Source organism: Stenotrophomonas sp. GQ19, assembly GCF_059758695.1.
Genome location: NZ_JCAXES010000013.1, coordinates 92,624 through 102,804, shown reverse-complemented (window position 1 = coordinate 102,804; position 10,181 = coordinate 92,624). Strand labels below are relative to the sequence as shown.

Annotated in this window: 14 protein-coding genes, 1 tRNA gene and 1 other RNA gene; 5 read left to right on the top strand and 11 right to left on the bottom strand. The window is 68.1% G+C overall.

Annotated elements, in window-relative coordinates; translation table 11 throughout:
- Positions 1 to 78: 78 nt before the first annotated feature.
- The gene (locus tag AC6CHL_RS19680; RefSeq protein ID WP_498295887.1) at positions 79 to 780 is read right to left on the bottom strand and encodes a hypothetical protein; all 702 of its coding nucleotides are present in this window, start codon (positions 778 to 780) and stop codon (positions 79 to 81) included.
- Between the two features lie 137 nt (positions 781 to 917).
- Entirely contained in the window at positions 918 to 1,607 is a 690-nt protein-coding gene (locus tag AC6CHL_RS19675; protein WP_498295885.1) for a hypothetical protein, read from the bottom strand.
- A gap of 100 nt (positions 1,608 to 1,707) precedes the next feature.
- On the opposite strand from AC6CHL_RS19675, the gene AC6CHL_RS19670 reads away from it, so the two are divergent.
- Complete coding sequence (locus AC6CHL_RS19670; RefSeq protein ID WP_498295883.1) at positions 1,708 to 2,160, top strand: GNAT family N-acetyltransferase; 453 nt, start codon at positions 1,708 to 1,710, stop codon at positions 2,158 to 2,160.
- 66 nt (positions 2,161 to 2,226) lie between these two features.
- Here the strand turns inward: AC6CHL_RS19670 and AC6CHL_RS19665 are convergent, their stop codons facing one another.
- Positions 2,227 to 2,544: a DMT family transporter gene (locus AC6CHL_RS19665; RefSeq protein ID WP_448133117.1), complete on the bottom strand. Its 318-nt coding sequence runs from the start codon at positions 2,542 to 2,544 to the stop codon at positions 2,227 to 2,229.
- 218 nt (positions 2,545 to 2,762) lie between these two features.
- On the opposite strand from AC6CHL_RS19665, the gene AC6CHL_RS19660 reads away from it, so the two are divergent.
- Together AC6CHL_RS19660 and ffs are read left to right on the top strand one after the other, a co-directional pair.
- Positions 2,763 to 3,155: a hypothetical protein gene (locus AC6CHL_RS19660; RefSeq protein WP_498295881.1), complete on the top strand. Its 393-nt coding sequence runs from the start codon at positions 2,763 to 2,765 to the stop codon at positions 3,153 to 3,155.
- 133 nt (positions 3,156 to 3,288) lie between these two features.
- An RNA gene (ffs, locus tag AC6CHL_RS19655) (signal recognition particle sRNA small type) lies at positions 3,289 to 3,385 on the top strand.
- Positions 3,386 to 3,444: 59 nt separating this feature from the next.
- On the opposite strand, the gene AC6CHL_RS19650 is transcribed toward ffs, so the two are convergent.
- Genes AC6CHL_RS19650 through AC6CHL_RS19640 form a run of 3 tightly spaced genes read right to left on the bottom strand, consistent with a single transcriptional unit; the run spans position 3,445 to position 5,386 of the window.
- The gene (locus tag AC6CHL_RS19650; protein ID WP_498295879.1) at positions 3,445 to 3,867 is read right to left on the bottom strand and encodes a nuclear transport factor 2 family protein; all 423 of its coding nucleotides are present in this window, start codon (positions 3,865 to 3,867) and stop codon (positions 3,445 to 3,447) included.
- Positions 3,868 to 3,869: 2 nt separating this feature from the next.
- Positions 3,870 to 4,637 carry an MBL fold metallo-hydrolase gene (locus AC6CHL_RS19645; protein ID WP_498295877.1) on the bottom strand — a complete coding sequence of 256 codons (768 nt, stop codon included), beginning with the start codon at positions 4,635 to 4,637 and terminating at the stop codon, positions 3,870 to 3,872.
- Complete coding sequence (locus AC6CHL_RS19640) at positions 4,637 to 5,386, bottom strand: 3-deoxy-D-manno-octulosonic acid kinase (RefSeq protein WP_038690124.1); 750 nt, start codon at positions 5,384 to 5,386, stop codon at positions 4,637 to 4,639. The genes AC6CHL_RS19645 and AC6CHL_RS19640 overlap by 1 nt, the downstream gene beginning before the upstream one ends.
- Before the next feature lie 21 nt (positions 5,387 to 5,407).
- Between AC6CHL_RS19640 and AC6CHL_RS19635 the strand changes: the two genes are divergently transcribed.
- Positions 5,408 to 6,457, top strand: coding sequence for a glycosyltransferase family 9 protein (locus AC6CHL_RS19635; protein WP_498295875.1), 1,050 nt, complete (start codon positions 5,408 to 5,410; stop codon positions 6,455 to 6,457).
- A 101-nt stretch (positions 6,458 to 6,558) separates the two neighbouring features.
- Here the strand turns inward: AC6CHL_RS19635 and AC6CHL_RS19630 are convergent, their stop codons facing one another.
- Entirely contained in the window at positions 6,559 to 6,960 is a 402-nt protein-coding gene (locus AC6CHL_RS19630) for a DUF6165 family protein (RefSeq protein WP_038690128.1), read from the bottom strand.
- A gap of 293 nt (positions 6,961 to 7,253) precedes the next feature.
- Positions 7,254 to 7,344, bottom strand: a tRNA-Ser gene (locus AC6CHL_RS19625).
- Between the two features lie 169 nt (positions 7,345 to 7,513).
- On the opposite strand from AC6CHL_RS19625, the gene AC6CHL_RS19620 reads away from it, so the two are divergent.
- A complete protein-coding gene (locus AC6CHL_RS19620) occupies positions 7,514 to 8,218 on the top strand; it encodes a PP2C family protein-serine/threonine phosphatase (protein ID WP_038690130.1) in 705 nt (234 codons plus the stop codon).
- A 123-nt stretch (positions 8,219 to 8,341) separates the two neighbouring features.
- Here AC6CHL_RS19620 and dnaQ read toward each other — a convergent pair whose 3' ends face one another.
- The 3 genes from dnaQ to AC6CHL_RS19605 are packed head-to-tail and all read right to left on the bottom strand — an operon-like array spanning position 8,342 to position 10,180.
- Positions 8,342 to 9,067, bottom strand: coding sequence for a DNA polymerase III subunit epsilon (gene dnaQ, locus AC6CHL_RS19615; RefSeq protein ID WP_137190911.1), 726 nt, complete (start codon positions 9,065 to 9,067; stop codon positions 8,342 to 8,344).
- A 4-nt stretch (positions 9,068 to 9,071) separates the two neighbouring features.
- A complete protein-coding gene (gene rnhA / locus AC6CHL_RS19610; RefSeq protein WP_038692460.1) occupies positions 9,072 to 9,524 on the bottom strand; it encodes a ribonuclease HI in 453 nt (150 codons plus the stop codon).
- An 11-nt stretch (positions 9,525 to 9,535) separates the two neighbouring features.
- Positions 9,536 to 10,180 carry a methyltransferase domain-containing protein gene (locus AC6CHL_RS19605; RefSeq protein WP_498295872.1) on the bottom strand — a complete coding sequence of 215 codons (645 nt, stop codon included), beginning with the start codon at positions 10,178 to 10,180 and terminating at the stop codon, positions 9,536 to 9,538.
- Between the last annotated feature and the right edge of the window lies 1 nt (position 10,181).

Genomic DNA, 10,181 nt, shown 5'->3' with positions numbered 1-10,181 from the left:
CGCGACGCAAAAGAATCCCCGGTCGAGCCACCCCATGGGTGGCTTCGCTTCCCGGCGCGCAGCCACCCATGTGTGGCTCTACCCCTTGCCCAGCTCCCGCTTCAAAGCATCCAGGGGCCGGCCACCGCCGGTGACCTGTACCGGCCGGGTTTCCACCACCAGCAGGCCCGCGGCATCGCCGGATTCGCCCAAGTGCACCCAGATATCCCGGTCGACACGATGGATCACAAAGGTCTGGGCCGGGGCGTTGTAGATGTCCCCCAGCCCGCCCACATAGGTGACCGCTGCCTTGCTGTTGCCGATCGCGCCGGACGCCTCGGCAGGCAACGTCCCGCTGAAGATGCGCTGGCCGCCCAGTGACTCCACCCGCGCCTGCACGTGGCGGCTGAGCGCCACCGGCGAAAACGCGTGCGCGCCGTCGCTGTGGATCATCGTCGAGTACACCGTTCCGTCCACCCACTCCACGCGGTCGCCGGTCCAGAACGGCACGCGGTCGAATCCGCCCTGGAGCTCGTCCTGGCGGACGTACCCCGGCGGCAGATCCAGATACGGGAATGGGCCCAAGGGTGCACGCGATACCGGCAACGTGGCGACCTTGAATGCGAGCGGCGCCGAACCAGTGCCAGGTGCCGGCGACGATGCGGGCGCAGCGCCCGTTGTAGATGCCGCGTCCTGCGCGACGTCGGGCGCAGGCTGGCAGGCGGCCATGGCCAGCACCAGGCCTGAATAGAACGCGCCGCGCAGCAGGCGCAGACGCATCGGCCCGGGCTGCGTCGTCATCGGGCGCGCCGTAGGTGCGGGTTCATTGCAGACACGGGGTGCAGCATGCGACATGTTGATGATCCTCATCACGCCCGACGTGGGCATCCATTCCCTGTGAAGCAAGCATAGCAACGGGCGACGCAGATCCGCATGCGTCACGGCAGCATGCTCCAGTGCACCTTGCCGCGATGGCCCTTGCGCAGGCACAACCCGCGCGCGGGAAATGCCACGACGGCGTCGGTGTCACCCACGGTCACCTCGCCCGGATGCAGCGTCCAGCGCGCGTCCGGCGCCGGTGGCGGAATATCGAAGCGGATCATGATGGCCTGGTTGAGGTCTCCGCCCTGGCGCGGCCCCCAGATGACATCGCTGTTGAGGTCGAGCCGGCGCGCGTCGTACCGCTCCGGGCGGCGCTGGCGGGCGCTCAATGCCGTGCTGAAACCGCGATACAACGCCGGATCGGCGGCGATGCGTTGGCCGTCTTCGCGGACCAGGTACGCCCCCGCCGAGGAATACCACAGCGGTACCGGCGCTTCGCCCGGGCCCCACACGGTTGGCGCGTACGGGCCGTGCCGGCGCGTGTCGTAGCGCCGCCGCCCTTCATTGCTCGCGCTCAACGCCAGCCATACCACGTTGTCTGCCTGGCCCGGCGCGGTCTCCACCAGCCAGTAGTCCAGCACCAGCGCGATGCGGCGTGCCGGCTGCCCCGCCGTCGGCGGCAGCGTCGCCTGTACCGGCGCGTGACCGACCGTGTCGCAGACCACGGCCGTGTCCTTGACCACGTACGTGCACCCCGACACCGACGACGCCAGCACGACGCATGCGGCGATCTTCGCTCTGAACATTCCGGCCTCCTGCCTCACCTGTCCGCCCCGATGGTAGCGCGGCGGACCAGCAGCGGGTTCCGTGGCACAGTCGCGCTACCCCGCCACTGCCAGCCGTCCCATGTCCACGATCCGCGCCTTCACCGCCGCCGATGCACCCGCCTGCCTGGCCATCTTCGATGGCAATGTGCCGCGCTTCTTCGGCGCGCATGAACGTGCGGACTTTTCCACCTACCTGCAGCAGCCTGCGCGCGCTGCAGACTATCTGGTGATCGAACGCGGCGGTCGGGTGGTGGCCTGCGGCGGATTGGCGATGGACGACGCGCTGACCGCCGCGTTCTGCTGGGGCATGGTCGACCACACCGTGCACCGGCAGGGGTTGGGCCGTGAGCTGGCGCAGGCGCGCCTGCAGCAGGCACGCGCACGTGGCGCGCGCCGCGTGGTGCTGAGTACCAGCCAGCACACCTGCGACTTCTACAGCGCACTGGGATTCGGCATCACCCGGGTCGTGACCGATGGCCACGGCCCGGGCCTGGACGCGGTGGACATGCAATGCGTGCTGTCGCTGGGTTGAACGCCGAAAGGTATGCGCGCAGGGCCACCACGCAGGGCGTGGCGCCCTCGCCGCTACCGCGTGGACTCAGGTGCTCGACAGCTTCATCAGCACCAGCCCGCTCACGATCAGCACCGCCGCGGCGATACGCATTGCACTCACCTGCTCGCCCAGGAACGTGATGCCGATGATGAACGCCCCCACTGCGCCAATACCGGTCCAGATCGTGTACGCGGTGCCCAGGGGCAAGGTGCGCATGGCCAGCGACAACAGCCAGAAACTGGCAATCATGGTGACCACGGTGATGATGCTGGGGGTGAGCTTGCTGAAGCCGTCGGACTGCTTCATCGCGAACGCCCAGACAATTTCCAGTACGCCGGCTGCCAACAGATAGATCCAGGCCATGTGGCCCTCCTTTGATAGGGGCCAGGCCGTCCTGGTCAGTGTGTCCCGCTGCGGGGGAGGCCGTTCCTCCTGCGGCGATTCTAGCAACGCCGGACCATGGCCGGCACCTGCATGCCCGGCGCTTTTCGCGGGGTTCAGCCCCCGGCTACCGCCGATTCAGCCACACGGACGCTCGGCAGGCATGGCATCCTGACCCGCCCTGGCACAGGAAGGCCCGCATGACGCTTGATTCGACGCTCGCCCCTTGGCTGGAACAGGCGCTGCAGTCGCCACTCCCCGACGCGGTGGTGGGCCTGTCATTCAACCTCAGCGAAGGTGCGGCGGGCGACGATGCCGGCTTCTGCATCGAACTGGTCGGTACCGACCGTTTCGATGCACAGGATCCTGACTGGGCCTGTGATGAAGTCTGGGCACCGGCGGTCCGCGAAATCGAAGTGCCGTATTCGCTGACCGGACACCACTGGGAAGATTGCCTGACCGCGCTGCACACCGCGTTGCTCCAGGCCCTGGCCACGCCCCGCTTCGGCCCGCGCCTGACCGCGCAGGTGCAGGGCATCGGGCTGGGCTTCGTCGATGGCGACCTGCAGCTGCTGTGGCAGCGTGACGGCTGAGTGGCGCGCCGCTGGCACTGCACGCGGCGCATGCGCTAGAATGCGCGACTGCACTGCGGGGCTGTCCCTGCACTGCACCTCCGGCACCCGCTGATTTCGATCACCCGGTGCCTGGAACGTCTCTATGGTGGCCCCGTCGGCCCCTCGCGACGCTAGGTCGAAAATCCCGCCAGGGCCGGAAGGCAGCAACGGTATCGATCGACGCGGGCGCCGAGGTCAGCCGGCGGGGCCGCCACCTTTTTGGGCCCCTGCCATCGCGCGCGTAGAGCCGACCGTTGGTCGGCTGCCCTCAACGCTCCGCGGAATTCGACGTCAGCCGACCAACGGTCGGCGCTACGCCGGGCGTGCCCTGGTGAAACAGCACGCGCCACCCCGCATCGTGCAGCCGCCACAACGAACTGCGCAGCACCGCGCGCTGGCGCACACCGTCGACCACATACCAGCTGCAATAACGCACCTGCGCCACGGTCGGGGCCAGCAGGGAAACGCGGTAGTCGTCGGAGATGATCTCCACCATGGCGCGCTCGGCAGGAATCTCGGCCAGCGCGGCAGCGCGCCCGTAACAGGTCCCCGAGCTGCCGATTTCACTGAACTCCGGATCGAGTAGTGCGTCCAGGCGCGCGGCATCGGCACGCACCACCGGATCATGCAGGGCGCGTTCGAGCGCTTCCAGATGGGCGGCAAGCGCGGTGCTGTCCGTCGCCTGCGCCATGCTCAGGGCGGATCCTGCGTCAGCACGTGCAGGGCGGTCGGCGCGGCCAGCGCCACACGCTCGCCCGGCAGCGCCACGCGATGCCCGCGCTGGCGAAGCGCGGCCCCATCGGCCTCGCTGGCGTAGTGATACAGCATCATCCGCGCCTGCAGCTCACTGCTGTACTCACGCTCCAGGTCGTCCACGCCGGTATGCGACGGGTTGCCGTGCAGGCCGCAGTCGTGGGCAATCAGTTCGTTGTCGTCGGCGTAGCGGGCCAGCATTTCCGGTATCGGGCGGGTATCGCCGCTCCAGGTCACCGCGCCTTTGAGGCGCAGGCCATAGGCGGTTTCCGGCCAGTGATGGCGCACCGGGAACACTTCCAGGCGCACCCCGTCGTGCCAGAACGCATCGCCCACCACGATCAGCTGGAAGGCGTCCCAGAAGTTGGCGCCGCCCTCGGCCAGCACGTTGGGATAGTCGGCCACGCGCTTGTGCAGCAGCGGCACCACCGTGGCCGGCACGTACACGCGGATGCGCCCGCGCCGGTGCGGCGAAAAATACGCATCCACGAACAACCGCTCGAAACCGGCCACGTGGTCCAGGTGCACATGGGTGACGAACAGTGCCTGCGGCACCTGCCCGTACTGCGCCAGGAAGGCGGTCAGGCCTTCCCCACCGCAGTCGATGGTGAGCCACGGCCGGCCGTCACGCTCGATCACCGCCATCGGCGAGCCCAGCTGCACGGCCGACGCATTGCCGACCCCCATGAAGCGCAGTGCCCAGTCCATCAGTAGCCCCGGTTCCAGGCCAGGTCGTAGGCGCGGCGCAGCCGTGCATAGTCTTTTTCCACGTCTTCCACGCTGCGCTCGCCGCGCAGCTTGAGCAACGACCGCAGCAGGCGTTTGAGATTGCGCTCGCGCCAGCGCGTGGCCGGAATGCGCTGCACGCCGCGGTCGAAGTCGATCAACCAGCCGTGGCCGTTGGCATCGAACAGGATGTTGTGTGCGTTGAGGTCGGCATGGTCCAGCCCGGCGCGATGGAAGCGCGCGACCAGCCGGCCGGTTTCTTCCCACGGGGCGCCGCGCCCGGCGACCAGCGCGCGGTCGGCCAGCGAGCGCACGCCCTCCAGCCGCTCCATCAGGATGGCGGCGCGGTAGCGCATGCCCTCGCGCATGTAGAACGCGGCGATCGGGCGCGGTACCGGCAGCTTCAGCGCGCGCAGGGCGCGCATCAGGCGGAATTCGGCAAAACTGCGGGTGCGGTCGGCGCCGCGCCACAGGTAGGCGTCGCGGCTCAGCTTGGCCGCCATGCCGCCGCGCAGGTACTGGCGCAGCACGCATTGGCCGAACGGCGCATCCACGAACCAGGCACCGCCGCGGCCGCCATCACCGACCGGCCGCGCCCGCTCGGCCCAGTGGGCCGGCGAGAACAACTCGATCTCGGCTTGCCGCAGCCGTTCGCGGTCGAACAGAATGGCACCCAGTCCGCGTCCATCACGGCAGGGCGTCAGCGCTTCATTGGCGTCGAATGCGACCATTCCTTCGAGTCTAACAACACCATGGCACCAACGTCCTCTTCCTTGTGTCTTTTGCGTTTGTCCGCCCTGGGCGATGTCACCCACGTGGTGCCGCTGGTGCGGACCCTGCAGCAGGCCAGGCCGGGCACGCCGCTGCACTGGATCATCGACAAGGCCGGGCACAAACTGCTCGACGGCCTGCCCGGCGTGGTCTTCCACCCCTACGACAAGAAGACCGGCCTGGCCGGCATGCGGGCGCTGAAGGCAACCTTCCCGCCCGGCCGTTTCGAAGCGCTGCTGCAGATGCAGGTGGCCTTCCGCGCCAATGTGCTGTCGGCGTTCGTGCCGGCCGTGCGCCGCATCGGCTACGACAAGGCGCGCTCGAAGGACCTTCACGGGCTTTTCATCAACGAACGCATTCCCGACCGCCCCGGCATCCACGTGCTGGACGCGATCGGCAGCTTCAGCGAGCCGCTGGGCATCGTCCAGCAGCAGGTCAGCTGGGATCTGGCGGTGCCGCCTGCCGCGGTGGAATGGGCGCAGGCGCAGTGGCAGGACGACGGCCGCCCGGTGCTGATGATCTCGCCCTGCTCCAGCCACGTGCGCCGCAACTGGTACGCCGACCGCTACGCCGCCGTGGCCAACCATGCCACCGCGCGCGGCTGGCGGGTGGTGCTGTGCGGGGGCCGCAGCGAACTGGAGCGCAGTATGAGCGATGCCATCCTGGCCCAGCTGGATACCCCGGCGCTGGACCTGGTGGGCAAGGACACGCTGAAGCAGTTGCCCGCGCTGCTGGCACGCGCCGCGCTGGTGATGACCCCGGACTCCGGCCCGATGCATATCGCCAACGCCATGGGCACCAAGGTGCTGGGCCTGCACGCGGCCAGCAACCCGCACCGCAGCGGCCCCTACTCCGACCGGCGCTACTGCGTGGACCGTTACGACGATGCCGCGCGAAAGTTTTTGGGCAAGCCGGCCAGCGAACTGAAGTGGGGCGCGAAGGTCGAGTTCGACGACGTGATGCAGCTGATCACGGTGGAGGACGGGATTGCGGCGTTCGAGCGCTACGTGGCCGATCACCGGCCCGGGTAATCGGTTGGCCGGGAACGTCCTCCGACGTCAGGCGATGCGGGGTTGCCGGCCAGCGGCCGGCACTACCTTGCGGCGGGGTGGTTGACGGCCAGCGGCCGGCATTACCGGGCCGCGTAATCCTTGTACGACTTCTCTTCCACGTAGCTCGAGCCCAGCGCCAGGTTGATGGCCTTCTTGATGCGGGCGCGCTCGTCGTTCTGCAGGTACACGCTGCGGGCCAGCGCAACGAAGTCCTCGTTGAAGGCCTGCGCCTTGTCCTGCAGGCGAATGTTGTCCTCGATGTCCCACAGGCGCTCGTTGACCGCCTTCAGGTCGGCACGCAGGCGCGCGATGTCCTTGACCGCGGCCGGGTGCGCCATCCAGGTCTTGTCCAGCGCGCTCAGCTCGGCGTGGATGTTGGCCAGCTTGGCCGCATCGTCGATGCGCTCGGATTTGATCTGCAGGATCGAGATCTTGTCCAGCAGCTCGCCAAAGGACACGGGAACAAGGATTTCAGCGGTCATGGGGGCCATCCGTTACAGGTGGCCGCCAGTTTAACGGACGTGGCGTGGAACGCAGGTCAGCCGTTGCTCCTGCCTTCGCGTTCGGCAGTGTCTCCGTTGGCGCGCAACCCGAACCAAGGCACAAGCCCCTCTGTTGAGGGGCTGCCCCGACAGGGGCGGGGAGAGGCAGGCAAAGGGACCGGGCCCAAACGCTGCACAGCAGCGTTTGGGGCGACGGCGCGCAGCGCCGTCGCATCCCGCGCCAGACACAAAGAAAAAGGGCCGCCCAACGGGCAGCCCTTTTTCTTTGTGTCTGGCGGAGAGGGGGGGATTCGAACCCCCGAGGCGCTATAAACGCCTGCCTGATTTCGAGTCAGGTACATTCAACCGCTCTGCCACCTCTCCAGATGGTCCCGGCGAACCGGGACGCGAATGATACGGGCAGGACGCGCTGACGACAAGTCATTCCGCACCAGCGAAGTGAATTTCTTCTGTATGGATGCCTTGCCGGATGTCCGGCGGGCCGCGATCATGCCGTTATCCCCCGCAACGCCCCTTTGGCTGCAGCCCACCCATGATCGAATTCGGACATCTCACCCACCCCGGCCTGCGCCGTGACCTCAACGAGGACACCTACTACGGCGATGGCGAACTGGCGTTGTGGCTGGTGGCCGATGGCATGGGCGGGCACGCCTGCGGTGAAGTGGCCAGCGCGCTGGCGCGCGAGACCATCGTGCGCGAGATCCGCCACGGCGCCACGCTGGCGCACGCCATCCGGGTGGCCGATGAGGAGATCATCCGCACCTCGCGCCGCCGCAACGACAGCCTGCCGATGGGCACCACCGTGGTGGCCGCGCGGGTCCAGGGCAACCGGTACGAGGTGGCCTGGGTCGGCGACAGCCGCGCCTACCTGTGGCGCGACGGCCAGCTGGCCCAGCTCAGCCAGGACCACAGCGTGGTGCAGGAAATGGTGGCTCAGGGCAACCTGACCGCCGAGCAGGCGCGCGCGCACCCGCACCGCAACGTGGTGACCCAAGCGCTGGGTGTCACCGACCCGGCGCACCTGAACGTGGCCACCACCACCGGCGAACTGCGCCCGGGCATGCAGTTGCTGCTGTGCAGCGACGGGCTGACCGAGGAAGTGGAGGACACCGGCATCGCCCGCACCCTGGCCTTCGATGACGCCAGCGCGCAGGAATGCGTGGACACGCTGGTGGCGGCCGCGCTGGATGGCGGCGGGTCGGACAACATCACCGTGATTCTGGTGCGGTGCCATTGATTGACCCCGGTCACGACCAACGGTCGTGACCTACCGGTTTATTGCGTGGATCACGACGGCCGGTGCATCACGGTCGGTGGATCACGACCGTTGTGTGGATCGCGACCGTTGGTCGCGATGCATTCAAGCCACCGCCTCTTCCACCTTCGGCCCATCCCAGATGGCATGGCCGGCCTTCTTGCGCAGCTTGGCCAGCCGCGCTTCGTGCGCCTCCAGCTCGGACGCCGTGGCCACCACGCGCGGGCGCGGCAGCAGGCGTGAGGTATCGAAGGCCTGCGCATGCGCGGTGCCGCGCTGCCCGTCATCGGCCGAACCAAAGCCGATTTCCTCCTGGCCGGAGGTCAGTGCGATGTAGACATCGCCCAGGATCTGCGCATCGAGCAGGCCGCCGTGGAGCTGGCGGTGCGCGTTGTCCACGCCGAGCCGCTTGCACAGCGCGTCCAGCGAGTTGCGCTGGCCGGGGAAGCGCTCGCGCGCCATCTTCAGCGTATCGACCACCGTGCAGCGGTCGGTGATCTTGCCGTACTGGTCGCCCAGCAACGACAGCTCGTTGTCGAGGAAGCCGATGTCGAAGGCGGCGTTGTGGATGATCAGCTCGGCGCCGTCGATGAAAGCCAGGAACTCCTCGGCGATCTGGGCGAACACCGGCTTGTCGGCCAGGAACTCCAGGGTCAGCCCGGTGACTTCCTGCGCGCCCTGTTCGAATTCGCAGTCCGGCTTGATGTACTGGTGGTAGTTGTTGCCGCTGGGACGGCGTTCAAGCAGTTCCACACAGCCGATTTCGACGATGCGGTTGCCCTTCCGCCATTCCAGGCCGGTGGTTTCGGTATCAAGGATGATCTGACGCATGGGCTCAGTGTACCGGGCCGGCGGCGCGGATCCGGACCGCGGCGTCGCGCGCCAGCTGGTCCACGCGTTCATTGTCGGGGTCGCCGGAATGGCCCTTCACCCAGCGCCAGTCGATGGTATGCATCAGCGTGGCCGCATGCAGGCGTTCCCACAGTTCGCGGTTCTTGACCGGGTCGCCGCCGGCGGTCTTCCAGTTCTTGCGGATCCAGCCCGGCATCCACTGGGTCAGGCCCTGGCGAACGTACTGCGAGTCGGTGTAGAGCACGATGTTGCACGGCTCGGTCAACGCTTCCAGCCCGGAGATGGCCGCCATCAGCTCCATCCGGTTGTTGGTGGTATGTGCTTCACCGCCGCTGAGTTCGCGCTCCTGCGCCTTGTAGCGCAGCAAGGCCGCCCAGCCGCCGGGGCCGGGATTGCCGAGGCAGGAACCGTCAGTGTGTATTTCAATTGTTTTCATTGCAGTCCAGATCAGGTCGCCACGGTGCCGTGCCATCGACGGACCGGCAGTGGCGTAGGTCCCGGCAGGGCCGGGGTGCGTTTCTCGGCGGTGAACAGGCAGGCCGCACGCAGCGGCGCGAAGCTGCGTTGGCCCGGGGCGCGGTCACGCCACATCGGCCCCAGGTAGCTCAGCCCGTCACAGGTCAGGCCCGCCTGCTCCAGGGTGTGCCGCAACCGTTGCGGGCTGCGCACCACCAGGCCGTGCTGGCGCCACTGGCGGCGGTACGGGCTGAACGGATTGAGCGTGGACAGCCACAACCGCCCGCCCGGCATCAGCACCCGCTCGCACTCGCCGATCAGCTGCTCGGCATCGCGTGCGGTCACGTGCTGCAGCACGATGGCGTTGACGCTCTCGTCCGGCAACGGCAGGGGCAGGCCACAGCGGGTGTCGCCGGCAAATCCTGCGCCGTCGCGGTGCAGGCGCAGGCCGCGCCCGGGAAGGTCCGCCAGGGCCGCCCAGGCGGCCGTGGGGGCCACCCACAGCCATGGGGTGACCGGGCGCTCGGCCAGCAACGGCGTCAGCCGCTGGAACTCCAACTGGCACAGCACATGTGCCGGTTCAGTATCAAACCAGGATGCGACTGACGCTTGACGGGGGCTCGGCGTGGCGGGCATG

Bases quoted from the DNA above. Each gene is read 5' to 3' on its own strand.
- AC6CHL_RS19650 (WP_498295879.1), bottom strand. From the start codon at position 3,867: ATGGCGCAGGCGACGGACAGCACCGCGCTTGCCGCCCATCTGGAAGCG.
- AC6CHL_RS19605 (WP_498295872.1), bottom strand. From the start codon at position 10,180: ATGCCCGCCACGCCGAGCCCCCGTCAAGCGTCAGTCGCATCCTGGTTT.
- AC6CHL_RS19660 (WP_498295881.1), top strand. From the start codon at position 2,763: ATGACGCTTGATTCGACGCTCGCCCCTTGGCTGGAACAGGCGCTGCAG.
- AC6CHL_RS19680 (WP_498295887.1), bottom strand. From the start codon at position 780: ATGACGACGCAGCCCGGGCCGATGCGTCTGCGCCTGCTGCGCGGCGCG.
- AC6CHL_RS19640 (WP_038690124.1), bottom strand. From the start codon at position 5,386: ATGGTCGCATTCGACGCCAATGAAGCGCTGACGCCCTGCCGTGATGGA.
- rnhA (WP_038692460.1), bottom strand. From the start codon at position 9,524: ATGAAAACAATTGAAATACACACTGACGGTTCCTGCCTCGGCAATCCC.
- AC6CHL_RS19630 (WP_038690128.1), bottom strand. From the start codon at position 6,960: ATGACCGCTGAAATCCTTGTTCCCGTGTCCTTTGGCGAGCTGCTGGAC.
- AC6CHL_RS19645 (WP_498295877.1), bottom strand. From the start codon at position 4,637: ATGGACTGGGCACTGCGCTTCATGGGGGTCGGCAATGCGTCGGCCGTG.
- AC6CHL_RS19635 (WP_498295875.1), top strand. From the start codon at position 5,408: ATGGCACCAACGTCCTCTTCCTTGTGTCTTTTGCGTTTGTCCGCCCTG.
- AC6CHL_RS19675 (WP_498295885.1), bottom strand. From the start codon at position 1,607: ATGTTCAGAGCGAAGATCGCCGCATGCGTCGTGCTGGCGTCGTCGGTG.
- AC6CHL_RS19670 (WP_498295883.1), top strand. From the start codon at position 1,708: ATGTCCACGATCCGCGCCTTCACCGCCGCCGATGCACCCGCCTGCCTG.
- AC6CHL_RS19665 (WP_448133117.1), bottom strand. From the start codon at position 2,544: ATGGCCTGGATCTATCTGTTGGCAGCCGGCGTACTGGAAATTGTCTGG.
- dnaQ (WP_137190911.1), bottom strand. From the start codon at position 9,067: ATGCGTCAGATCATCCTTGATACCGAAACCACCGGCCTGGAATGGCGG.
- AC6CHL_RS19620 (WP_038690130.1), top strand. From the start codon at position 7,514: ATGATCGAATTCGGACATCTCACCCACCCCGGCCTGCGCCGTGACCTC.